Below are 23,167 nucleotides of genomic sequence, written 5' to 3' on the forward strand. Positions count from 1 at the left end.
AGCATCATTGGGCTCGGCTTCCTTGTCGGCCTGGTTGGTTTGGCGATTGATCAGATCGCACTTTGGAAGCCGAGTTCCCTCCAAATCTGAGAACTCAGTGATCTACATTTCGGAACAGTTATTTAGGTACAGGCAGCACCCATTATGTAAGGATCTAGCTGATGTTTTATCGTGGGATGGTTTTTTGTGGAGAAGCGGAAATTTGCAAGTTTGGGAAAATTCATAGTCTGAACCTTAAACATTCAGGTGCTCCCAAACTGCCTCCAGACGGTGCCCTGCTTGACTTTTGACTGCTGGTCCCGGTGGCAGTTTGTCGCGATAAAATCAATTGCACAACTCAGATCAGCCCATAGCTGACTTAATGATTTGAACGCCAACGATTTCATCACCGGCTCGAATCAGCCTTGAGTGGACTTAGCGATTTTCAACATGGATAACCGCATTTTTAGCCATTATTGCGCTACGCGGCCCATGAAACGTTTGACCAGCAGGCTCAGCAAACTGGCCTCGATCAAGCCTCTCACCATGTGTTCCAGGCGGGTGACAAATCGCTTCAGATTGTTAAAGCTTTTCCATTCTTTGAACAGCAACTCGATTTGCCATTCGGTTATGGCCATCATTGCTAGGGTACGGCAATATTAGCGCGCTGTTCAGCGCATGATGCTGAAAAGATGCTGCCAAGCAACCTCAAGGGAAAGACGGACCGCATTTCAATGCCCCACCTCATGGCCGATCACGCTCGCTTCGCGGCTAATTTCGCCCTACTCTCGACATCCGCCTCGGGGCGTACGCTGACACCCGGCTCTCGACAGCTGCAACTTCAGCGCGGAACCTGCCATACGGCTAAACGATGTCTGGGCGCCTCCTTTCCCACGAAACTCATTCGATGTCATTTCACTGACTTGTTTTCTCTACCAACTGGCCCCACGTCTATGAAATACGCAGTGCTGGCGGGAGTGCCTATGAAAACCTTGAAGATCGATATTGTTTCGGATGTGATGTGCCCTTGGTGCGCGATTGGCTACCGGGCGCTGAAGCAGGCGCTGGAGAACCTTGAGGGCGAGGTGAATGCCCACCTGCACTGGCAACCCTTTGAGCTAGCCCCGCAGATGGCTCGCGAAGGGGAGGATCTGGCCGAGCACTTGCTCAATAAGTACGGCTTCACTTTGGATCAGCTCAAGCAGAATCAAGCCAATATTGAGCAACGGGCCCAGGCGTTGGGCCTGCCGATCCGCTTTTTCGATGGCATGAAGAAATACAATACCTTCGACGCACACCGTTTGTTGCACTGGGCCGCAGAGATGGGCAAACAGACCGAGCTGAAGGAGGCGCTGTTTGCACTGTATTTCGTCGAGGGAGGCGATCCCAGTGATGAAGGTCAGTTGATTGATCTGGCTGGCTCTGTCGGATTGGACAGGCAGGTGGCCAGTGAGGTGTTGGAGTCCGGTTTGTATGCAGAGCATGTGCGGGCGCAGCAGGCACACTATCGCAATCTGGGTGTGACCTCGGTGCCAACCTTCATTGTGAACGACAAATACGGTATCACCGGCGGTCAGCCGGTGGCTGCATTTGAGCAGGCACTGCGGGAGATCGCCGCAAAACCGGCCGAGTAATACTCGTTCAGACCGTATCGGCGCAATCGCGCGCCTTGCCTGTTAGGCACTGACTGAGTTCAGTACTCAATCTGGACTGCCGCCCATTGATGGTACCCCATGACAACGTCGCCAGTATGATGCCGCTGGCGCAGACGGAGGGCGTGACACCGTCGTTTACTCAGGCTACCTCTCACTCACAGGGCGCGTCGACTGCACCAGACGCACTCGCCAGCGACGCACTCGTCACTGCACCAAGCGCCCGGCACGGGTCAAAGGCTCCGCAACAGCCGCCGCGAAGAAAGAGCCATCAGCCAACGGATGTTCTGCGCCCTTGCGTTGTCCCGATGCCGGTCGCGTTACGCTCTTGGCATCAAACAACGCGGCCCCCTCCCTGGCAAGGCTACCAGGCAAAGGTCTGGATAATGTTCTCCTTAGTGATGGGGTTGGTGGCGATCTCATGCTCGATACGGCGCAAAAACTGCCCACGCCACTGCTGCAGGCTGCCGCGCATCGGCGCGATATTGTTGCCGTGATCGCCCCAGTAGTAACAGTCAAACTCGCCTAAGTTCTCCAGCAGATATTTCTCCTCTTCGAGCACCTGCAGTGGCGTCGCCAGAGTAAATTCACCCCGTGCCACCTCCTGCTCCAGCTCGGTACCCGGCTGGAGCGCCAGCACCATGGGCGCGATGGCCTCGGGCTCCAATTCATTCACCAAAGCCGTGGTGGCCTCAATATGGGCACGGGAGCGTTCTTTGCCCCCTAAGCCAAAGATGAAGGAAGCCAGGACTCGGATCCCCGCCGCCTTAGCCCGAGCCATCCCCTCACGAGCGTGATCCGCCGTCATGCCCTTTTGGATGTGCTCCAGCACCAGGGGATCGCCGGATTCCAGCCCGGTGTAGACCATGGTCAAACCGGCCGCTTTCAGGGCCTTGAGATCCGCTACCGATTTGCGGCGCAGATCGTTAAATCCGGCGTACAAGGAGATGTTTTCGATCTCCGGAAAGATCTGGGTGATCTTATTGAGAATGGTCAGCAGAAACTCGGTGCGCACCGCCATCACGTTGCCGTCCACCAGAAAGATGGACTCGACATGCCGGTAGTGACGACGGCTGTCCTCGATGTCTTTGAGGATGTCGTCCAACTCGCGGATCTGAAACTTCTTGTCGCGAAACATATTGCAAAAAGTGCAGGTATTGATGCTGCAACCGAGGGTGGTTTGGATCAGCACACTGTTGGCTTCGATCCAGGGACGATACACTTTGCCTTCAAAACGCATAACACGCTCTCCTAGTTGAGTCGCCAGCCCCTCCTGTTCAATGACAACGAAGCGTACGGCGATAGCAAAACGGACAGCAAGACACACCTGCTGTACTGAAGGCGGCAAGGTTATCAGTGGTTCGAGGCGTTGATAATTGCGGTTTAAAACGGATCTGTTTTTAGAAAATATTGATAATCGTGGCAGCGCATTTTGCTCTATCGCTGATGGCAAAACGCCCAACGGCATCACTGCCATCGGGCGTTTTCAGTTCACGCGAAGTTAGGTCAACTGGGCCAGCATCGCATCCAGGGTGTCGATCAGCGCCAGACACTTAGCATCATTGAGGCCGTCGGGATGCGGCGGCCGAAATTGGCCGCTGTCGTTATCAAAGTACTTGCCGGACGCATTCTCAAATTCCTCCGACAGGGCCGCACGACACAGAATATCAGCTCCGATACTCAGATCACCGCCCGCCACGCCATAAGCATCCTTGACCATCTTGCTGCCCAGCATGGACGCCGGATTGACCGCCACCAATATGGGGCCGCTATCGCCAACACCGAGCGCAACGGAACGGGTCCACATGGTCATTGCCAGCTTACTTTGCGCATACGCCGCACTGGCGCTCAAGGCTTTGTTGCCCTTGAGCGCTTCGAGCTCCACCGGCGCCTGGGCCGCCGAAGAGAGGTTCACTACCCGGCTGCACTCACCCAATAAAGGCATCAAACGCAGCGTCAGCAGGTAGGGCGCCAGGGCATTGACCGCAAAGCGCACATCCAGCCCCTCCGCCGTTGTCGTGTGAGGCGTGCTGAACACCCCAGCGTTGTTGATCACCACATTCAGATGCGCGTGGCGCTGGGAAACCACCTTGGCCAACGCCTCCACCGCCGTCATTTGTGACAGATCTGCCTCATAGCATTCGACCGGCTGTGCGCCAGCCAAGCCGTTCAGCTCTGACGCCACCCGGGCCAGCTTTTCCGGGTTACGGCCGTGCAGCAGTAGCTTGTGCCCAGCGCCGACCAACTGGCGGGCAGTCACTAAGCCGATACCGTCGGTAGCGCCGGTCAGCAGAATTGTTTTTGGGGTGGGATCACCATTGACTTGCATACGCTTCTCTCATTGATTGGGGTGTCGGGTTCATTCGACCGAACACCGGGATTGGTTCCCCGGCCTGCCGGGGCTGTGCTGATGGTGAGCCGATCGGTGCCTTCGCGCCTTTCATCGCAACGACGCCCGATCGCTCAGCTCGGTTTATTGATCGTCGAGAAACACCTGCTTGACGTGCAGTGTGTCCATGTACTCGCGCAGCGCGGTGATCTTGCCGTCCGCCAGCGTTACCAAAAAGTGGTAGGGATTGTTATAGACCATGCCGTTAGCCTTCACGCCATAGGACTCCATCTCCAGCGCAACTCGGTCCCCTTCGGCGGTAAAGCCCTTGGGCGTCAGCGCCATCTTGGCGGGAAAGGTTGCCGCTACCATGGCGATCAACTCGCCGATCGCGGCTTTGTCCATTACTCCGTGGATGGGTAACTCACCCTCGGTGCCCATCGCCTGCCAAGTTGCCTTGTCATCGAGTAGCGCCAGCGCGGCCGGTCGATCTGCCGCCGAAAAATGAGCAAAGAACGCTGTCACGATCTGCTTATTGTGTTCAATGTCCATCACGTGGTCTCCTGAGTCCCATTGCCGTCTACGCTGACGGCAATGGGTACGAATTCAATCCAAAACAGTGAGTGTTCTCAGTCATTGATGTCCTGAATGTTGATCACCAACTGCTCCCAGTTGCGCTGATTCTCGATATCAAATTGTGCGCCCTGTTCATCCGCCCAAGCAAAGCGCTTGATGGCCGGTGTCTTACTGGTCGCCTGATAGAGCCAATAAGCTTCGGCTTGAAGAGCCTGCTCAATCGGCTTATCGATGGACTCATACACCGTCTGCTTACAGGCGTTGATGGACTCGGCAGGGAACTGGGCGATGCGTTTGGCCAGCGCATCCACATAAGGCCCTATCTCGTCCGGCTCCAAGGCCTTATTTATGGTGCCGTAGGCCTCGGCCTCATCCGCACCAAAATCACGGGCACTAAGTACGATCTCAAGCGCACGACCTAGGCCAGTCTGACGGGCCATCCGCGACGCGCCGCCCCCACAAGGTAGAATGCCCATCGCCACTTCCATCTGCATAAACTTGTACTTGCCGCGAGCGGCGAAACGCATATCGCAGGCCAGCGCAAACTCATGGCCGCCACCACGGGCAAAGCCCTCCAGCTTGGCAATGGTTGCCTGCGGTAAACGGCTGATCCGCTCCAGCACCGCCTGCAGATCAAGCAACTTGGCCTCATCGCGAGACACGGCATCCATCGACATATCTTTCAGCAGATTAGTATCGTAGTGACACACCCAGATCTCCGGATGGGCCGACTGAAACACCACAACCTTCACCCCCCGGTCGCGCTCTAGGCGCAGCGCCAAGGAATTCAGATCCGCCAGCATCTCCGGCCCCTGAACGTTAACGGGCGGGAAATCAAAGGTGACGGTCAGCACCCCATCAACGTTACTTGCTTTAAACGTGGTATAGCCTTCGTAAACCATGTCGCGCTCCTGCATTTCATCGGTGTGAAAAGGGTGCTGGCCAGCGACACTCAGCCTAGACCGACTTCCCCTCAATGATAATGACCTCGTTGGCGTAAACAGTTTATCGATTGCGTTGATAATGACAGGAGTGAACACATTTAACAGCGTCTCCTCAGCATGGGACTGCTCAAGCACAGCAGATCTCAATAACACCGGCCGTAAACTCAAAAACGGCCCCCCAGGCGCACCTCAATCGGTTACCCGATCAGTAAAAGTAAAGTTGAGTTGAATTAACCGATCCGGACATAATGCGTCATTCGAACGCACCACCTCCGACCGGTCGCTGACTGTCCGAGCCCCTTATTCCTCAGGAAAAACATTTGTGATCGATCGTATCCGCACGCTTTCATTGCGCCTCATCCGGCTTAAGCCGATTTGTACCGGGATGGCACTGGTAAGCAGTCTGGTGTTTGGCTACGTGGTGCTGTTTGAAGCGGACGCCAGCAAAGACATCTACCTGATCCCAAGCGTGATGTTGCTCCTTTGGTCACTGCTGTCTCTGAGTCTGCTGTCCAGTTTTCCCTACGTGCCCCCGACTCCCACTGGTGATGTCCGCCTGATTAAACGGCTTAAGATCCGCTTAATCCGCCTGCTCTACCACATCGCCTCCTGGCTGTTTCTGGCACTGAGCATGACAACACTCTGGTTATCCTTACGTCTCCTCAACGTTTGGCGCGTCGCCTTTTAGGCTCAGTGCTTTCCTTTGTCTCCTTTAGGCCAAGCCGCATTTCAGTGGTATTAGAGTTCACTCGGCGCTTAAGCCAACGGCCCGCTCGCACACCTCGAACTGACTTCCGTCAACCAGGACGACCCCTCGCCTTCGCCTTAAAACCGCCGAAAGCAAGCACGCAGAGGGTATGCGCGCTGAGTGCGTTTGCGTCGTTCCGACAATCACGAGCCTAAATCTACCTCGAATTCGGCTCATGACTGCATTCAAAGACCGCTAGATCAGGCTCACAAACTTGCTTATTTCTCTAAAAATAAGCCACTTACAGCTAAGCCAAACGACCAAATTGTCGTAGTCTGCCTGCGAAAAATCTAAGCGATGGATACAGAATGAAAAACAAACTGGTTTACTTTTCGGCTCTGCTCGCCTTTTCCTCGAGCGCCTTGGCGGAGTTTGACGACAGCTACATACTGCTGCCGGAGCAGAAGAAAGCGATCGCCGAGCAACAAGAGCGCGAACAGCAACAAGCGCAAGCGAAAGCACAACGCGAAGCTCGCTACCGACCGGGCAACCAATTCATCTTGGGTGTTCAAGGGGTCAATGACGACGATGCCCAACTCAGTGCTAACGATACGCCGCACGCGTCACAAAACGTGTCGGGACTGTTCGAGATCTACGCGGGATACGAGCACGATATCTTCCTACTGCCAAGCATCCGAGCGCACTACCTCGAATTCGATTACAAGGGACAAAACTCAGCAGAGAACCAACCCTCAGAGCTCTTTCTGGCCAACGGCTACACCACACTAAAGCTCTATTACCACCTGCTGCGTACCGATCACATCCGCTTTGACCTCGGTGTTGCCAACACCAGCTATGCGGGCAAAGCCAACGGTAAAGGACCCAATTTCTCTGGCAACATCTACCAAAAACTCTGGTCCCCCTACGCTGCGATGTACCTCAGGATCCCTCACACCACCTTGCAACTGTATGCTGAAGGCCATGGCTCCGGTGGTGACAATGAAGTCACCGACATCAGCGCGGGTGTCCGTTTCTCGCTCTATTCCAAGTCCCACACCGGGGCTCGTTTTACTGCAAGCCTTGGCTACCGCCAATTTAACACCGACTTCCGCGATCTTCGTGGTGGCGGCGGTACGTACATGGACAGCCTGTCGTTCGACATCGACGGCATGTTCGCAGGCATAGAACTGGCGTTCTAACTTCACGCGACGTCAATCAAAAGCACCATCTCGCTATTGGCGTCGCGCTCCTCCCCTTGCACCTGTGCTCCTAACACCCCGCCTTACAAACCCCGAGATTGCTTAACCTAGGACCAAGCCCTCTTTTGCACGGGAGAACGCCTTGGCTGCCCCTTTAGCACCATGTTCTAGCGCTTCACCTCCTGCGTGGCTGCCTGCTCGTCGTTCGCTGGAGAAACTCGAACTTTCTTGTGTAGAAACTGGCCTTTAAGGTAGATCCAACGCAATGGAGGCACATTGGCCAACAAAGCCCTAATTCTGGTCTTTAAGAATTTATTATTACCCACAATACTCAGCGTATTCGGGGCAATCATTTGATTTAAATCAACGCAATAGACAAAGCGAGAGGTCCGATTCGCGATCATCACCGCTTGTTTATAATCGCTTTCATAGAACAGATCACAACCGCTGTTGGCATACGCCGCCACTTTGTGTGAGAAATAATCTGATTGCGCGCGCCGAGCCGCTTTATCAGGCAGATCCAGCATCAACAGTTGCTCATACTTGACACCGTGACGTGCCAACCACTGTTCAGTCTCAAAACGATATTTCTCTAAACGATTGGTAACCACGACCTTGACTCGTCCAGTTGGTAGGTGCTTTGGACGAGCGTTGGTGACAAAGTTCAAGTAGCGCTCGCCATCGTCATTGTCCACCTCTTCCGGATCGAAACAAAGCACTCCATCGATATCGAAGCAGGCATTGTTCACCACATTATGATGAAAGATATTCCACTCAAAGACTCGGGGCGGGGGTAAAAATTTCAGCACGATATCAACATCATCTCGAACCGTTCGAGACGAGTACACCACTGCCGTCGTTACAGTGCCAGGATAAGACTCGGGAAGCTGCTGCAGGACCGCTGCCAACGACTTGCCCGACTGAATACTGTCATCCATCAGCAGTATATGCCGAGCATCAAAGGGTCGATGTAACTTGCAGCCAGTCTGCCGCGTGATCCCTTTACTGATGTTGCCATTACGAACAAAGGTAGCGAAATCCACACAGCTGATATTGAGCATCAATGACACCATATAAGCAGGCACCATGCCGCTGCGCGGGATCCCAACCACCAAGTCGAACCCCTGCCCATTGAGCTGGTCGATGTTATCCTTAATGTCAGAACTTAAATCGGCGTAAGATCGATATTTCATTGGCTTTTATAATTGAGACTATTTCGACCCAATATAGTAAAGACTGACCGTTTTTGACGGATATCTGGCTTCAAATCAACGGTCTTATCCATCGAATCACCCGCCAATCCGCGACAACGTACTTACGATAACGCTGCGATCTGCTGCCGTAACCAGATGATGGATGGCTCCTCGGAATTGGCTCGGCGCCAGTATAAACGCACGGACAAAGGCTGACAGGCAAAGGGCAATGGCATCACTTTTAATGGCAGTAAAGCGGCCAATTGCTGGCCATAGGAGCGGGGCATGGTCAATACCAATGCAGAGCGTGCGGCCACCTGCGCGGCGGCAAAGTAGGTTTCGCAGTGCAAGCGGATATGGCGCTTACCTTGCAGCCCCGTCATGCGCTGCTCCACGTAGCTACGCTCTGTCGGCTCCAAAGTCACCAACACATGATGCGACGCCTGATACTGCCGCACGTCCATGTGACCCGCGTCATAGGCAGGGTGTAATTGGCCGCAAAGTAACGCTAAGGGCTCTTGCCGAAATGACGCACTGACGATCTGCTCCGATACCGGCCGCTCCAGATCCACTGCCAGATCCAGTGCCCCACGGCGCAGCCGCTCCTCCATCTGTGTGCCCCGCACCCGGGTACTGGTGAAGCGCAGCGGCGAGTCTTGCTGCTCTAGAGTGTGGATCAAGCCCGGCAGTAGCATGGCCTCGAGGATATCGCGCAACCCCAGATGAAATTCCAGATCGGAGCGGGTGGGATCAAACTCGCCTTGTTGGGCGTGACACTGTGCCAACACCTCCAGCGACGCCTGTACCTTGGGCAAGATATCTCGACCGTGGGGAGTGAGCACCAAATGCCGTCCCTGCCGCACCAACAAAGGATCGTCCAATTGCTGACGCAGTCGCCCCAAAGCATGAGACACCGCCGACTGAGTCAAATGTAACTGCTTGGCGGCCGCGCCGGTGGAGCCGGTCTGCGCCACCGCCAACAGGATCCGAAACAGATTGAGATCCACCTTGCTATGAATGCCCGTCATAGAAAATGCCAAAAAATAGTCATTGGATTCGTAGGTAAAGCTGACTTAGGGTGTGATCTAAGTCAACCTTTATCGCGTCCTTGGCAAGGAGCTTCTCATGATGCACAAGTCCATTCAGCAATGGCTTGACGCCTACAGCGTCAGTCACCGACACCCCATCAATAAACTGATCCACTGGGTTGCCGTTCCGACCATTATGTGGACGGTATTAGCCCTGCTGTGGGAAGTTGCCTGGCCCGGCCTGCCGCTGCTCAATCTGGCTGGGGTATTGATCATCATCAGCTTGGCGTTTTACTGGCACTTGTCGCCCAGACTCGCTGTGGGCATGATCGGGATCACAGCCTTACAGGTGGCGTTGTTGCTCTGGCACCAAAACGCGAGCGCCCTCCCTTTGTGGCAAACAGCGCTGATCTTGTTTGTGATCGCCTGGGTGTTTCAATTTCTTGGTCACAAGATCGAGGGCGCCAAGCCCAGTTTTTTTGAAGACGTGCAATTTTTGCTGATCGGCCCGGTCTGGCTACTCAGCTTCCTCTACCAGAAGCTGGGCATCGAGTATCGCCGGACATCTTCGTCACTCGCCTCCTAAAGCGCCGCGATCCGGCGTGATCTCGCCGGATCGCCCACTGTACTAACCTCCTCAAGCGCTAACCCGCCATCAGCCTATCGAGAAAAATCCGTGCCCAGCGGCTAACTTTGCCTCAGCAGGGCGTGATCCGTATCACAGAAGAGCGAGATCGGCCCCATGCATAATCACACGCAGAGGCTGGCTTACCCGCCTCCCTTTCCCAGATGCACGCCACGGAGTCAGCAAATGCAGTTCAGTTATCACAACCCCACCCGGATCCACTTTGGCCAAGGACAAAGCCAACAGATCAGCCGTGAGATCCCAGCCAGCGCCAAGGTATTGGTGCTGTACGGTGGTGGCTCAATCAAGCGCAATGGGATCTACCAACAGATCAGCAAGGCCCTAACTGGGCATCAATGGACCGAGTTTGCCGGGATCGAGCCCAACCCCTCGGTCGAGACCTTGGATAAGGCGGTCGAGTTGGTGAAAGCACAAGGCATCGACTATCTCTTGGCGGTCGGCGGCGGCTCGGTGATCGACGGCACCAAATACATTGCCGCGGCAGCACAATATGAGGGTTATGGCTGGGACATTCTGTCCGGCAAACACAAGGTGCGCCAAGCACTGCCGATCGGCGTGGTGCTGACTCTGCCCGCCACCGGCTCCGAGTCCAACGCCGCAGCCGTGGTGACCCGCACCGCCACCCACGAGAAACGTTCGTTCTACGCGCCGGCCGTTCATCCCAAGTTTGCCATTATGGATCCTTCGGTGATGGCCACATTGCCAGATCGCCAACTCAGCAACGGCATCGTCGATGCCTTCGTGCATGTGTGCGAGCAATACCTGACCTACCCCACCGGCGCCTCGGTTCAAGACGGCTTTGCCGAGGTGATCCTGCGAAATCTTTGCCTGTTAGCGAGCCACTACGATCAGCGTCACAGCGCCCAGTGGCAGGAAAATATGATGTGGAACGCCAACCAGGCGCTCAACGGCCTGATCGGCGCTGGCGTGCCCCAGGATTGGGCTACCCATGCGATAGGACATGAACTGACCGCCCTGTTTAACATGGATCACGCCCAAACCCTGGCCGTGGTGCTGCCGGCACTGCTCAGGGAGCAGCAGCCGGGCAAGACACGAAAGCTCGAGCAGATGGGCCGCAATGTGTTTGATCTAAAAGGGCCTCAACTGGCAGAGCAAACCATTCAGGCGATCGAAGTCCTATTCCGCTCGGTCGGCGTCATGACCACCCTCAGCGACTACGACATCAACCGGCACGATGTCGCGACTCAGGTGCTACCGGCGATCGCCGATCACGATATCCTGCCACTGGGTGAGCACCGCGATATAGATCTTGGCCGCTGCGAAGCAATCCTGATGCGCTCCGTCAAAGGCTAAACGCACAAAAGGACGCGGTTTAAACAAACCGCGTCCTTATATGCGCTTTTCGCTCATTAAGTAGGGTTATACCGACCTAACGTTGCAATGCGCTGTAGACTCTTAGTCAATTAGGCTACCGCGATTTCTGCAGGAGCAACGGTTTCGTTCTGGGTCGCCGCCTTGCTGCCGGTGATCCCAGCCAGGGCAGCCAACACACGACGCTTCTCAACCACACCAATCACCTGATCGCCATCCAACACCAAGGTCAAGGTATTGGCTGAAGGGGTGGCCTGCTGTGCACGGCTGTTCAGGTCCAGTTCGCTGTGACGCAGCAGGAAACCTGAGCTGCTGACTGGGTGCATCTGATCTTCATCCACCGCCAGTCGCAGTGCCAGGGACGCCACACTTTCATTGGCTTTCGCCTGAAAGCAAATTGGCTGCATCACGTCTGCCACGGTAACATTGACCCGTTCCTGCTCTTCTGCAAGGTAGTAACCACGAAGTAGATCCTGCTCATCCACCAAGCCTTTGGCCTGGCCAGCTTCCATAACCAGCGCCGCGCTGCCGCCTTCGGTCAGCAGTTGCAAAGCAACATCGCTGATCAGCGCCTCAGCTGGCACCATCATAGGCTGGGTGTTGATCAGCTCAGCTACGTTCATTTTTTCAGTGTGTTTAGTCATGGTCATTTTGCCCTTTAAGAATTTGTGAGTATTTTTTTCTGCTGTCTGGCCGTGGATCCACCACTGACCCAAACCGACAAACAGTGCACCGCCAATAATGTTGCCAATGGTGACGGGAATTAAGTTGTGTAATACAAAGTTGCGCGTTGTCAGGCTGGCAAACAGATCGGGTTGCATGCCTGTTGCTGCCCAAAAGCTGGCGTCGGCCAAGCTATGGATGGCAATGGCCATCGGCACCAAAAACAGGTTGGCAATGCTATGCTCAAAGCCTGCACTGACAAACATCGCCACAGGGAGGATCAACAACAGCGCTTTACTGGCTGGCTCCTTAGCGCTGTAGCTCATCCAGATCCCCAGACAAACCAACAGGTTACAAAGTGCCCCCAATGCCACCGCCTGGGAAAAATCATGCTTAAGCTTGTACTGCGCCACGCTCATCAGCTTGATCCCCCAATCACCCCCCGCAGCCAGATGTTGCTTCGCAACCCAAAGCAGAGCCACTAGAAGCAACGCTCCTACGCAGTTGCCGGCGAACACCAGTCCCCAATGCTTAAGCATCCGAGTTCCGCTGATCTGACGTTTGGCCCAAGGGATCACCGTCAGTACCGTGCTGGTAAACAGCTCAGCACCGCAGATCACCACTAAGATCAACCCCAGACTGAACACCAGACCGCCAAGCAGACGACTGATCCCCCACGGCACATTATCTGCACCGGTCAGAGCCGTGATGTAGAAGGTAAATGCCAAGCCAATAAACACCCCGGCCATGACCGACAGAGCAAAGCGCTGAGACGCACTCTTTGCTAACTTGCTATGGCCGGTCTTCACCGCTTGCTGATAAAGCGGATCTTGCGGTTTGGCGGATGGCACAGCTTTCAGCACGCATCACCTCCGTTAGCTGTAACCTCCTGAATCAATTGTCTAATCATTCGAAATCTCCTATCTATCTAGCCCGGCACAGCGCCAAGCCACTGCAGATTAGCGCCCTCACAACCAAATTAAAAATTGATAATTTGCGACACACCCATCAGCAAAATTGATGGTTCTATCATCAGCATGTGAATGGAGCCTCAGACAAGCTGCTGTGGATATGAAACACTAAGGCCTATCGTTCCCTGAGCCCAACCGAGAAAGCCTAATGCGCTATACCCTAAAGCAACTTGCGGTGTTTGATTCCATTGCCAACCAAGGCAGTGTCAGCGCCGCAGCGGAGTACCTATCTTTGACTCAGTCAGCCACCAGCATGTCCCTTTCTCAACTCGAGAAAATGCTGGGAAAACCACTGTTTGAAAGGGTTGGCAAGCGTATGGTGCTGACCCACTGGGGTCACTGGCTACGGCCCAAAGCGAAGGGGTTACTCAGTGACGCACAGCAGATCGAGTTAGGGTTCGCCGGTCAGCATCTGATCAGCGGCGAGATCGCCTTGGGTGCCAGTCAAACGGCAGCTCATCACCTAGTGCCCGATCTCATCAGTAAAATTGATAAAGACTTCCCAGAGGTCCGTTTAAAGGTCGAGGTAGAGAACACAGAGCATGTGATCGACGGGGTGCTGGATCACACCTACCAACTGGGCGTGATCGAGGGCCGCTGTGATGATAGCCGCTTATGCCAGCAAACCTGGTGTACCGATCACCTGGTGATCGTGGCTGGCCCACAACACCCTTATGCTCAGATCGACACCATCAGCATGGGCCAATTAGAACAGGCGCAATGGGTATTGCGCGAGCAAGGGGCCGGCACCCGGGCCATCTTCGACGCCGCGATCCACCCCCACATTGATAATCTGAATGTCCGCCACGAGTATGAGCAGATCAGCATTTTGAAGACCCTGGTCAAGCAAGGGCCCTACTTAAGTTGCTTGCCGGCATTGGATATTGCTCGCGCCGTAGAGCGCGAAGAGCTAGTGGTACTCAATACCCCAGAGTTGAACATGGCAAGGCGGTTGTCATTTATCTGGCGGCGGGAAAGCAGCGATAACCCCATTCGCAACTGCTTGCTGACCGAGGGCCGCCGACTCGAACGGGTGCGTAACCTGAATCGATAAGCCGGATCGATATACCCCCCTAGACAAAGCAATCGTTAAGCCCCCCGAACCTTGCGGCGACAAATCCATCCATTTGGGGGCACTACTGTTCACTTTGAGACCAGGTGACCGATTGAGGTTGCCGCCAGCACGTCGACACGGCCTCAAAAGCGCAAAACAGGCACCCCGCTAGCGAACCGGCAGCGCCAATCACGCCAGCAACCATCAATTTCACTGATACCAACTATCTTGTCGGTTCGAAGCCGTTCGCTTGCTAGAATAACCGCAGATCGGTCATTGCCTGTCACCGCCGCTGTAATGGACTAACCCAGCTCGTGGCGGCTAAGGCACAAGCCAAATCCCCTCAATACCGCCTAACAAACCCACAGCCACCGCCACATCCCCCCAATGACAACAGCTTTTACGACCTGCGTCAGATCACACCTCTCGCCCGGCCAGAGGTGAAGGTTTCAGCCAGAAATGGTTTCAAAGCAAGCTATTGAGTTGAAAGCACCATCGAATTCAGTGATAGGCGCTATCAGGTTGTCTTAGCGGGCTTTTCACTGATCCACAGCTTGATGTGGCCCTGAACCACAGGTTTACCAGCCTGATCATACGCCGTGACCGGCACCTGCAGATCCCCCACCTTCCAATCCTCCGCCGCGATCTGGGCGACGCACCGGATATCACTGCCGGCCTTGCCGGTGTAATCCACCGACATGCCCTTTGGGATCCAACGTAAATGCCGAGGGATAGACGCCTCTGCCATCACCCCCATCGCCAACTCCAGACCGTTGCATATGGCAATAACGTGCACCGTTCCAATGTGGTTCTCTACGGCCCGGCGTTTCTTGATCACGCATTCACAATGATGCGGCTCGAGATACACCACGCGGGCACCGACGGTCTTAAAATAGGGCGCTTTGGCCGCAATGGCTCGCGCAAACAGGCGATCGCCAAAGGGAAGCTTCTTAGCCATCTTGTATTGGGACAACACGTAATTCTTGCTCATCTTCTTTCCTTGAAATTCACAACTGGTCGGACTAGTTAAGCTACAAGCTAGCCTGAAACTCGAGCAAAGTCACACCTCCCATACCATCTGTGCTCGAACTGCCGTTATGCCAAGGGCGCTGTCCCGATAGGGAGCCACAAAATATGACTGCATGGATGGCGTACTCCCAGTCGTATTGGCACCAGCAAGCCCCATGGCGGCGCTCCATCTGGGGCGCTCCACAGCGACCGTTCCTTAACGCTGCCCTGCGCTGCGCCCGAGATCCGATCTCTGCTATGGCCGCGCTCCATCAGCCACCCGGCTCTTTACTGAGCAGAGGGAAAGCTATACCCACTCCGTGTCGCAAACTGGTTCTGGCGCAGCCTCGGCACACTCAACCCGCACCAACGGCACACTTCATCGCTGAGCTGCCAAAGCGACTTGGCACACACCCATAAAAAAACGCAGCCGACGTGGCTGCGTTTTGATGGGGAGGAAGCGGAAACTTAGACCGAGAACTCACCGATCTTATCACCCAGCTCTCGCGACTCCTTGCGCAGCGCCTGAGCACGAGTCCGAGCTTCTTCGCTGTCCTGAACCAAGCCATCGGCAATGGACTTGATACTGACGGTATTCGCGGTGACCTCTGAGGCCACGGCCGTCTGCTCCTGCACTGCGGTGGCTATCTGGGTCACCATCTCGGTGATCTGCTGGGTCGAGTTACGAATATCGGCCAATGAGGTTGCGGCCTCACGGGAGTTATCAACCGCGCGTCCGGCCAATTCCGAACTGCCACGCATGATCTGCACCGCCTGCTGCGTCGACTGCTGCAAGGTGGTGATCATCTGCTGGATCTCCGATGCCGAGTCCTGAGTCCGCTGGGACAGCACCCGAACCTCATCCGCCACCACGGAGAAGCCGCGCCCCGACTCGCCGGCCCGCGCCGCCTCAATGGCCGCGTTCAGCGCCAACAGGTTGGTTTGCTCAGCGATCCCCTGAATATTGGACAGGATACTGTCGATCGCCTGCGCATGCTTATCCAGCTCATTGATCACCGTTGTCGCTTGAGTCACCTCGCTGGACAGGCCCTCGATCGACTCCCGGCTCAACTCAACCATCGCCCCGCCCTGTTGGCTTTGAGCCAGGGCGCGTTCAACCTCATTGCTGGTACCTTCGGCGTGGCTGGCGATCTCTTCCGTCGCGATGGCCATCTGCCGGATCGCCGTCGCCACCTGCCGGGTCTCATTTTGCTGTTCCACCAATTGCTCCGCCGAACGATTGGCCTCGAGCTCACCGGATTCGGCTAACTCGCCCAGGGTACGGGCCTGCAGCTGCATATGGCCGATCAACTGCTGCAAGGTGCCGACAAAGGCATTGAAACTATCGGCTAAGGTGCCGATCTCATCTTTACTGTCGATCTGGATCCGCTGGGTCAGATCACCGCCACCGGCCGCGATCTCCGCCAGAGCATCTGACACATAGGACAGAGGACGGAACAGGTACTGGCACATCACACCGAACAGCGCCGCACAGATCGCGACGACCAATAGAGCCAGCGCAACCGTCTTACCCATGGATGCACGGATCGGCGCGAGCACTGAATCGCGCTCGACCAAGACTACAGTGGTAAATCGGGTTCCATCGATCGGCTGGGTATACAGATATTGGCTGACGCCATTGACGCTGATCTGGCTGTTGCCCAATCGGCCCAACTCCGCGGGGGTGATCCCAACCGTCTGTGCGTTCACCGTTTGGTTCAATAGGCGATTATCACTGTGGGCAAAGATCCGGTTTTGCTCATTGACGATGAATAATGACCCCAAACCCGGCAGCACCACACGGTTAAGTTGCGCGATCAGATCGGCGATCTCGACATCGGCCCCCAGGACCGCTAGGCCCTGTTCAACCGGAACGGTGATCCCCATAGACACCACCGTCGCACCGGTGGCCGCTGCAACGGTCGGGTTTTCGACCACCACCTCACCGCGCTGCTGCTGCGCATGGATGTACCAGTCCCAAATTCGAGGGTCGTTATTGTCCGGTGGCAGGACCACCCCATTGGCATTGCTCTGCGTGCCATCGGGATAGGCCAGAAATACGTTATCAAAGCCGCCGGAGTCACGCACTTGGCTCAAATGTATCGGTAACGCGTCAGCCTCGTGTTGCACGGGAAACCCTTGCAAGGCCAATCCTTTCGCTCGCAGCCAGTCCTTCACATAATGGTTATAAGTGGTGGTCACGCCATCGAGTTGCTGAGCAATATCGCGGTCGGTTCGCGATACCGATGAGGCATATCCAGCGACGGTGATCACCAGTCCACACAGAACAATGGCCAGTGCTGCCGCCCCAGAGAGCTTCAACTTGAGTGAAGTCTTATTGGAATTCATCAAAATCAACCTTAAGAGCCGAGTTATTATTATCAAGCGCCGCTTTAACCCTATTTCGTGAAGAGACCATTGCGACGAGTGCGTACTGTATCTAGCACCCAAACCATTGACAAGGTTTATAATTATGTTTTTATTTGGGATAGAAACTAGCATCACCCCCGACCAAAACCCCGCTCTTCTTAAATGCAATAGAAAATAAATTTCTATTCACTCATAGCCATTTTAAGTGCGTCGCACGCTCAGGCTCCAATAAATAAAATGACCCTCGGAAATAAACCGCCAGAGTTGCAAAATGTCTAACAATAAAAACCCCATATTGATCACACTCCCCCAATCGCAAACCCGCCCCAATCAACCTCAAAACACAAAAAGTCGATGAACATCACTTTTGCTCTCGTGGCGAGAAAGCACGTTTGTGTCACTGCTCACATTTCCGCCCGATTGACGCCCCTAGAATGAGCGCTGAGCTTGTCCTTCCCAATCTGACCTTCTTGGTTGTACATCGACACCATCGATATGGTGTCGATTTTTTTCACTTTTTCTGCCGTCACACGACCCTCACGAACAATTATTGCGCACCTACATCGGCAACCATCGCATTTCAACGCACAAATGGGTATAACTGCGCCCTTTTGCCCGGTTCTGAATATGACTCGCACTGAGCTGATCAAACTGATCGCCACCCAAGCAGATTTAACCCAAACAACCAGCAAAGCGGTGCTCGACACCCTACAACGCGTGATATGCCAAGCCCTGCACGAAGGCGAGACCGTTTACCTACCCCGCTTAGGGGTGTTCGAAGTTCGTCATCATCTGCCGCGTACCGGACGCCACCCACAAACCGGTGAGGCCATTGAGATCCCATTCAAAACCGTCGCCGCTTTCAAACCAGCAACACCACTGAAACACGCCGTCAACCAAGGTTAACTGGGGTTCTGGCAACAGTTCGTTATACTTCGCTCATCCTGTTCATTTGTAACCAAAACCTTGATGAACACAAAGTTACTGAAAGTGCTGGCATTGTCCGCGGTGAGCTTGGTTGGCTGCAGCCAACCAAACGCCCCCACTCAACTCGAACTACGCATCGTGCAGACCACAGATCTGCACGTGAATATGATGGGCTACGATTACTACCGTAACGCCCCAACCGACCAGTACGGCTTGTCCTACTCTGCGCCGTTGATCCATCAAGCCCGCGCCGAACACCCCAACGTCATGTTGTTCGACAATGGCGATCTGATCCAAGGCAACCCGATGGGCGATTACGTGTTCCATCGAGAGCAGACCGATGGCTACCTGCAGCGGGAAGCCCACCCGGTATTCAAAGCCATGAACCAATTGGGCTACGACGCCGGTAATATGGGCAACCACGAGTTCAACTACGGCCTCGACTTCCTGCATTCCACCTTGGCCACCGCCGACTTCCCCTACATCAATGCCAACGTATTGTATAAGCAGGCACCGGATGAAGCCCCCTACGGCAAGATGAATGGGCAGGCGCACGTATTTAACCCTTATCTGTTGCTGAAGCGAGACCTAGTCGATAACCACGGGCAGCCACATTCTCTGACCGTCGGTGTGTTGGGTTTAACCCCACCACAGATCATGAACTGGGATAAACGCCACCTCTATGGCCGAGTTGAAACCTTGGACATGGTTGAGACCGCCGAACACTATGTGCCGCAAATGCGCGCCGAAGGGGCAGACATCGTCGTGGTTATCGCCCACGCCGGGATCAGCACCGACGCGTACCATCCGCTGATGGAAAACGCCGGTTACTATTTAGCGGGCGTCGACGGCGTCGACGCATTGCTGCTCGGTCACTCGCACCGCAGATTCCCCGGCGACTTCGACGGGATCGACGGCGTCGATAACGCGCAAGGCCTGATCCAGGGAACGGCGACCGTCATGCCCGGTGTCTGGGGCAACCATATCGGCCTGATCGATCTGAGCCTAAGCCAGCAACAGGGCCAGTGGCAGGTCGATAACACCGTCTCCTTCTTGCGTGCCATCGATCCTAAAGGCGAGCAGGACAACGGGATCATCGACGCCATTGCCGCGGATCACCAAAACACCAACCGTTGGCTGGATCAGGCACTGGTGCAGATCGCCTCACCGATCCACAGCTTCTTTGCCCTGATGCAGGACGATCCCTCCATTCAGATCGTCACCGACGCGCAGAGCTGGCACGTGCAAAAGCTGATCGCGCAGGGCGACCTGCCGGATCTGCCGCTGCTGAGTGCCGGTGCACCGTTTCGCGGTGGTCGCAATGGGGTGTTGGACTACACCTTTATCGAGCAGGGCGATCTGGCGCTGCGCAGCATCTCCGATCTGTACGTCTACCCCAACACCCTCAACGTCATGCAAGTCGATGGCGCGACGGTGAAAGAGTGGCTGGAGATGTCCGCGGGCCAATTCAACCACATCCACGTCGCCACTTCGGCGCCACAGACCCTGATCAACACCGGCTTCCCCAGCTACAACTTCGATGTGATCGATGGCGTCAGCTACCGTATCGACATCACCCAGCCGGCCCGCTACGACACCGATGGCAGCCTGGTTAACCCAGACGCAGAGCGCATCGTCGGACTGAGCTACGACGGCGCACCGATCGATCCCGCGCAGACGTTCTTGGTGGTAACCAATAACTACCGAGGTAATGGCGGGGGGAACTTCCCCGGTGTCGGCAGCGAACAGCTGATCTGGGACGATCCGGAAGAGACCCGCAATATCCTCTCAGCCTATCTGCAAGAGCTGGCCAACAGCGGCGCCGAGCTGGATCCCCGGGCCGATGATAACTGGTCACTGCTGCTGCCCAGCGACAGCGTGACGGTTCAGTTCACCTCCTCACCCAACGCCCACGCGCGCGCGGTGGCCGAGCAAACCGACGCATTCGACTTTGTCGAGCTGATCGAGCAGACGGATCACCCCAAAGCGGGCTTTGCCCTCTACCGTCTCAACGCAGACTAAGCCGACACCCTGTACAAACCGCCGACAATTCGGCGGTTTTTTATGCTAAAACATTCTCGTCACTTAATTGGCGGCGTCAGCCTTTTGACTTTCCCCTTTTGTTATAACGACTTACGATATATAAATGCCATTTTAATCTGACATAAACTCACCATGCCCACTCCGGGTTCTTATACTCGGTTCACGCATGAAAGTGCACAGTACATCACTTACGTATCACGGACTGACGGAAGGCACAGGGATGATCATTCTGGTGGGCGGCGAAAAAGGCGGTAGCGGCAAAAGCTGCCTGGCACAGAATCTGGCGGTCTATCTCGCGACCGACTGTCGGCTTTCAGTCATGCTGGTCGATTGCGATCCCCAGCGAACCAGCGCCAGCTGGATCCAAGCACGCAACGAACAGCCCGAACTCACCAAGATCCACTGCGTACAGATGTTCGGTAAGATCCGTGACGACCTGTTGAGCCTCAACAATCACTACGAAGCCGTGGTGATCGACTGTGGCGGTCAAGATACCGTGGCCCTACGCGCCGCGCTGTCGGTCACCCACTTCGCGCTGCTGCCGCTGCGCCCCAAACGGCGCGATCTGCAAACCGTCCCCCATATGGAAGATCTGCTCAGCAACGGCATGATGTTCAATCCAAAACTGGACGCCGCCTTTGTTTTAACCCAATGCCCCAGTCTGCCCAATCAGGTCAGTCGGATCCTCGACGCCAAAGAGGTTTGCCAATCGTGGGGGCTGCGAGTGTTAGAGGGGATCACCTTTCAGCGCAATATCTACGACGACTCAGAGGAGTCCGGCTGTTCGGTGCTGGAATTGGAGCCGGAGGGCAAAGCCGCACGAGAGCTGCGTCAGATCTACAACCAACTGCTGCGACAAGAAAATCATCGAGCGATCGAGATCACCTACGCCCACAGTGCGGCGCAACTGGAGCGAGAACAACATGCCCTTAGCGGATCTCAAGCGGCCAGCTTCCGCCACTAACGTACCGGCACGGAGTCTGGACGAATTTATCAACGATGCCCAGCGCTATGCCCGCGGCTTGGCTCCGGTCGTGCCGCTGCGCCAACGCACGCCAGACGGCCCGCCTGAAAGATTGCACAAAGCGGGCTACACCATCAGCATGGCCACCCGTAGAGCGTTGGCGCTGGCCGCCGCACACAGCGGCCATTCGCGCTCACGCCTGATCCGGATCCTCGTCCACCATTTCGACCAACTCCCGGCGACGGAGCAGGCGCACCTGCTTAAACGACACCGAGTCCGGTGAGGCTTAGGGGAGCTGCGTTTGTGGCAAGCCGTCGCTTGCCTTTTTTGCCCCCTCATTGCGACTTCGACGTGGCTGCAGCTTGCGCCGCCACCGGGGCCATCATCAAACGCCGGATCTGGCCGACGGGCGCACTGCCATAACTGAGAAACTGATGATGAAACGCCTTGAGATCAAACTGGCTGCCCAAGGACGACTTTATCGCCTGGCGCAGATCGTAGATCTCGCGAAAACCGGCATAGTAGGAGGTAAGCTGCACCTGACTTAGGGTGACCCGACGCCACTTTTCTGCGGCTTCTTGCTGTTGCTGGAACGCCTCCTCGGTCAACAACGCCATCGCCTGGGCTTCACTCATTCCCTGCACGTGCACGCCGTAATCCAGCAGGGTATTGGCGATCACCCGCAGGTTCCATTTCCAGTACATGAGCCAAAGCTCCGGCTCATAATCGCCATAGCCTTGCTCCAACATCATCCGCTCGGCATACACCGCCCAGCCCTCGATCATCGCGCCGTTGGCGAGTATGGATCTGACCAAGCTGGGAGACTGGTTGGCGTACAACAGCTGACTGTAATGACCCGGGATCGCCTCATGGATATTGAGGATCTGCAGCATCCACTGATTGTATTCCTGCAGATAGCTCTCGGCTTGCTCTGGGGTCAGCCCGTCCAAGGGCGTCACGTTATAGTAAGTATTGGCCTGCGGTTCAAACGGTCCGGGAGCCGAGATCGAGGCACCGGCGATCCCCCGCATGTGGCCGGTGTCTCGCGCACCACCAAGGGCTTGTCCGGATCCAGCGTGAGCAGATCCTGCTGCTCGACAAACTGCGCCAGCGCCGGGATCTGCCGCCGTACCTCAGCCACAAACTGCTCCGGTGCCACATGAGACTGCGACAGGTGATCCACCATCAGCCGCACCGCGTGCATTGAGTCTTCCGGTACCGGCGTGGTCGGCAGATATTTCGGCCACAGTTGCGCCGTGTTGCTGATCATCTGCCGCTGCGCCTGCGCCTTATCCTGCAGAGCCTTCTGATAGAGTTGTGCCGCGCTGCTTGCCACCTGAATATCCAAGGCAAACTTCTGCTCGTACAGGGCCTCACCCAACCGGAATGACCGTCCGCCCTGCTCTGGCAAGGTCGCCATGGTTCCCTCAAAAAAAAGGCGACATAGCTGAGGATAGCTTGGCGCGCCTCCAAATAATACCAATTCCATTATCTATTTGGTCAGTCTGGCCCATTCCCTGCTGCAAAGATGCCGCACTTGTTCTGCATCTTTTCGAAAGCTGTTCCAAGCATCTGCAACCTGGTCGACAATGTGGTCATAG

Annotated in this window: 19 protein-coding genes and 1 pseudogene; 10 read left to right on the forward strand and 10 right to left on the reverse strand. The window is 55.5% G+C overall.

Going from position 1 to position 23,167, the window contains the following annotated elements; translation table 11 throughout:
* Nucleotides 1-962 precede the first annotated feature (962 nt).
* Entirely contained in the window at nucleotides 963-1,613 is a 651-nt protein-coding gene (locus ABEA08_RS10720) for a DsbA family oxidoreductase (RefSeq protein WP_345335293.1), read from the forward strand.
* A gap of 382 nt (nucleotides 1,614-1,995) precedes the next feature.
* On the opposite strand, the gene ABEA08_RS10725 is transcribed toward ABEA08_RS10720, so the two are convergent.
* The 4 genes from ABEA08_RS10725 to ABEA08_RS10740 form a co-directional block, all read right to left on the reverse strand.
* Entirely contained in the window at nucleotides 1,996-2,871 is an 876-nt protein-coding gene (locus tag ABEA08_RS10725) for a B12-binding domain-containing radical SAM protein (protein ID WP_345335294.1), read from the reverse strand.
* A gap of 261 nt (nucleotides 2,872-3,132) precedes the next feature.
* Complete coding sequence (locus ABEA08_RS10730; protein ID WP_345335295.1) at nucleotides 3,133-3,960, reverse strand: SDR family NAD(P)-dependent oxidoreductase; 828 nt, start codon at nucleotides 3,958-3,960, stop codon at nucleotides 3,133-3,135.
* Between the two features lie 144 nt (nucleotides 3,961-4,104).
* The gene (locus tag ABEA08_RS10735; RefSeq protein ID WP_345335296.1) at nucleotides 4,105-4,512 is read right to left on the reverse strand and encodes a nuclear transport factor 2 family protein; all 408 of its coding nucleotides are present in this window, start codon (nucleotides 4,510-4,512) and stop codon (nucleotides 4,105-4,107) included.
* A gap of 77 nt (nucleotides 4,513-4,589) precedes the next feature.
* On the reverse strand, nucleotides 4,590-5,438 hold the full coding sequence (locus ABEA08_RS10740) for an enoyl-CoA hydratase/isomerase family protein (protein ID WP_345335297.1): 849 nt from the start codon (nucleotides 5,436-5,438) through the stop codon (nucleotides 4,590-4,592).
* Nucleotides 5,439-5,802: 364 nt separating this feature from the next.
* Between ABEA08_RS10740 and ABEA08_RS10745 the strand changes: the two genes are divergently transcribed.
* The gene (locus tag ABEA08_RS10745; RefSeq protein WP_345335298.1) at nucleotides 5,803-6,168 is read left to right on the forward strand and encodes a hypothetical protein; all 366 of its coding nucleotides are present in this window, start codon (nucleotides 5,803-5,805) and stop codon (nucleotides 6,166-6,168) included.
* 368 nt (nucleotides 6,169-6,536) lie between these two features.
* Nucleotides 6,537-7,367: a porin family protein gene (locus ABEA08_RS10750; RefSeq protein ID WP_345335299.1), complete on the forward strand. Its 831-nt coding sequence runs from the start codon at nucleotides 6,537-6,539 to the stop codon at nucleotides 7,365-7,367.
* Between the two features lie 167 nt (nucleotides 7,368-7,534).
* Here the strand turns inward: ABEA08_RS10750 and ABEA08_RS10755 are convergent, their stop codons facing one another.
* Complete coding sequence (locus tag ABEA08_RS10755; protein WP_345335300.1) at nucleotides 7,535-8,560, reverse strand: phosphoribosyltransferase family protein; 1,026 nt, start codon at nucleotides 8,558-8,560, stop codon at nucleotides 7,535-7,537.
* Between the two features lie 122 nt (nucleotides 8,561-8,682).
* Nucleotides 8,683-9,588: a LysR family transcriptional regulator gene (locus ABEA08_RS10760; RefSeq protein ID WP_345335301.1), complete on the reverse strand. Its 906-nt coding sequence runs from the start codon at nucleotides 9,586-9,588 to the stop codon at nucleotides 8,683-8,685.
* Between the two features lie 97 nt (nucleotides 9,589-9,685).
* Between ABEA08_RS10760 and ABEA08_RS10765 the strand changes: the two genes are divergently transcribed.
* On the forward strand, nucleotides 9,686-10,174 hold the full coding sequence (locus ABEA08_RS10765) for an Mpo1 family 2-hydroxy fatty acid dioxygenase (RefSeq protein WP_345335303.1): 489 nt from the start codon (nucleotides 9,686-9,688) through the stop codon (nucleotides 10,172-10,174).
* Between the two features lie 225 nt (nucleotides 10,175-10,399).
* On the forward strand, nucleotides 10,400-11,548 hold the full coding sequence (locus ABEA08_RS10770; RefSeq protein WP_345335304.1) for an iron-containing alcohol dehydrogenase: 1,149 nt from the start codon (nucleotides 10,400-10,402) through the stop codon (nucleotides 11,546-11,548).
* Between the two features lie 110 nt (nucleotides 11,549-11,658).
* Here ABEA08_RS10770 and focA read toward each other — a convergent pair whose 3' ends face one another.
* Nucleotides 11,659-13,092: a formate transporter FocA gene (gene focA / locus ABEA08_RS10775; protein ID WP_345335306.1), complete on the reverse strand. Its 1,434-nt coding sequence runs from the start codon at nucleotides 13,090-13,092 to the stop codon at nucleotides 11,659-11,661.
* Nucleotides 13,093-13,348: 256 nt separating this feature from the next.
* On the opposite strand from focA, the gene ABEA08_RS10780 reads away from it, so the two are divergent.
* Nucleotides 13,349-14,254, forward strand: coding sequence for a LysR substrate-binding domain-containing protein (locus ABEA08_RS10780; RefSeq protein WP_345335307.1), 906 nt, complete (start codon nucleotides 13,349-13,351; stop codon nucleotides 14,252-14,254).
* 517 nt (nucleotides 14,255-14,771) lie between these two features.
* On the opposite strand, the gene ABEA08_RS10785 is transcribed toward ABEA08_RS10780, so the two are convergent.
* Together ABEA08_RS10785 and ABEA08_RS10790 are read right to left on the reverse strand one after the other, a co-directional pair.
* Entirely contained in the window at nucleotides 14,772-15,245 is a 474-nt protein-coding gene (locus ABEA08_RS10785) for a hotdog fold domain-containing protein (RefSeq protein ID WP_345335308.1), read from the reverse strand.
* Nucleotides 15,246-15,730: 485 nt separating this feature from the next.
* Nucleotides 15,731-17,611 carry a methyl-accepting chemotaxis protein gene (locus tag ABEA08_RS10790; protein WP_345335309.1) on the reverse strand — a complete coding sequence of 627 codons (1,881 nt, stop codon included), beginning with the start codon at nucleotides 17,609-17,611 and terminating at the stop codon, nucleotides 15,731-15,733.
* A gap of 612 nt (nucleotides 17,612-18,223) precedes the next feature.
* On the opposite strand from ABEA08_RS10790, the gene ABEA08_RS10795 reads away from it, so the two are divergent.
* From ABEA08_RS10795 to ABEA08_RS10810, 4 genes are all read left to right on the forward strand, one after another.
* Nucleotides 18,224-18,538: an HU family DNA-binding protein gene (locus ABEA08_RS10795; protein WP_345335310.1), complete on the forward strand. Its 315-nt coding sequence runs from the start codon at nucleotides 18,224-18,226 to the stop codon at nucleotides 18,536-18,538.
* 63 nt (nucleotides 18,539-18,601) lie between these two features.
* Complete coding sequence (locus ABEA08_RS10800) at nucleotides 18,602-20,581, forward strand: bifunctional 2',3'-cyclic-nucleotide 2'-phosphodiesterase/3'-nucleotidase (protein ID WP_345335311.1); 1,980 nt, start codon at nucleotides 18,602-18,604, stop codon at nucleotides 20,579-20,581.
* A 241-nt stretch (nucleotides 20,582-20,822) separates the two neighbouring features.
* The gene (locus ABEA08_RS10805; protein WP_345335312.1) at nucleotides 20,823-21,566 is read left to right on the forward strand and encodes an AAA family ATPase; all 744 of its coding nucleotides are present in this window, start codon (nucleotides 20,823-20,825) and stop codon (nucleotides 21,564-21,566) included.
* Nucleotides 21,526-21,849, forward strand: a complete 324-nt coding sequence (locus ABEA08_RS10810) for a replication protein RepA (protein WP_345335313.1) — start codon at nucleotides 21,526-21,528, stop codon at nucleotides 21,847-21,849. The genes ABEA08_RS10805 and ABEA08_RS10810 overlap by 41 nt, the downstream gene beginning before the upstream one ends.
* Before the next feature lie 52 nt (nucleotides 21,850-21,901).
* Here ABEA08_RS10810 and ABEA08_RS10815 read toward each other — a convergent pair.
* Nucleotides 21,902-22,977 (reverse strand): annotated as a pseudogene (locus ABEA08_RS10815) (DUF885 domain-containing protein); the annotation flags it as partial.
* Nucleotides 22,978-23,167: the final 190 nt, after the last annotated feature.

The organism is Ferrimonas pelagia (genome assembly GCF_039543565.1).
GTDB lineage: Bacteria > Pseudomonadota > Gammaproteobacteria > Enterobacterales > Shewanellaceae > Ferrimonas > Ferrimonas pelagia.

Bases quoted from the DNA above. Each gene is read 5' to 3' on its own strand.
- ABEA08_RS10805 (WP_345335312.1), top strand. From the start codon at position 20,823: ATGATCATTCTGGTGGGCGGCGAAAAAGGCGGTAGCGGCAAAAGCTGC.
- ABEA08_RS10790 (WP_345335309.1), bottom strand. From the start codon at position 17,611: ATGAATTCCAATAAGACTTCACTCAAGTTGAAGCTCTCTGGGGCGGCA.
- ABEA08_RS10765 (WP_345335303.1), top strand. From the start codon at position 9,686: ATGATGCACAAGTCCATTCAGCAATGGCTTGACGCCTACAGCGTCAGT.
- ABEA08_RS10750 (WP_345335299.1), top strand. From the start codon at position 6,537: ATGAAAAACAAACTGGTTTACTTTTCGGCTCTGCTCGCCTTTTCCTCG.
- ABEA08_RS10755 (WP_345335300.1), bottom strand. From the start codon at position 8,560: ATGAAATATCGATCTTACGCCGATTTAAGTTCTGACATTAAGGATAAC.
- ABEA08_RS10810 (WP_345335313.1), top strand. From the start codon at position 21,526: ATGCCCTTAGCGGATCTCAAGCGGCCAGCTTCCGCCACTAACGTACCG.
- ABEA08_RS10740 (WP_345335297.1), bottom strand. From the start codon at position 5,438: ATGGTTTACGAAGGCTATACCACGTTTAAAGCAAGTAACGTTGATGGG.
- ABEA08_RS10800 (WP_345335311.1), top strand. From the start codon at position 18,602: ATGAACACAAAGTTACTGAAAGTGCTGGCATTGTCCGCGGTGAGCTTG.
- ABEA08_RS10795 (WP_345335310.1), top strand. From the start codon at position 18,224: ATGGGTATAACTGCGCCCTTTTGCCCGGTTCTGAATATGACTCGCACT.
- ABEA08_RS10785 (WP_345335308.1), bottom strand. From the start codon at position 15,245: ATGAGCAAGAATTACGTGTTGTCCCAATACAAGATGGCTAAGAAGCTT.
- ABEA08_RS10730 (WP_345335295.1), bottom strand. From the start codon at position 3,960: ATGCAAGTCAATGGTGATCCCACCCCAAAAACAATTCTGCTGACCGGC.
- ABEA08_RS10780 (WP_345335307.1), top strand. From the start codon at position 13,349: ATGCGCTATACCCTAAAGCAACTTGCGGTGTTTGATTCCATTGCCAAC.
- ABEA08_RS10725 (WP_345335294.1), bottom strand. From the start codon at position 2,871: ATGCGTTTTGAAGGCAAAGTGTATCGTCCCTGGATCGAAGCCAACAGT.
- ABEA08_RS10735 (WP_345335296.1), bottom strand. From the start codon at position 4,512: ATGGACATTGAACACAATAAGCAGATCGTGACAGCGTTCTTTGCTCAT.
- ABEA08_RS10760 (WP_345335301.1), bottom strand. From the start codon at position 9,588: ATGACGGGCATTCATAGCAAGGTGGATCTCAATCTGTTTCGGATCCTG.
- ABEA08_RS10720 (WP_345335293.1), top strand. From the start codon at position 963: ATGAAAACCTTGAAGATCGATATTGTTTCGGATGTGATGTGCCCTTGG.
- ABEA08_RS10770 (WP_345335304.1), top strand. From the start codon at position 10,400: ATGCAGTTCAGTTATCACAACCCCACCCGGATCCACTTTGGCCAAGGA.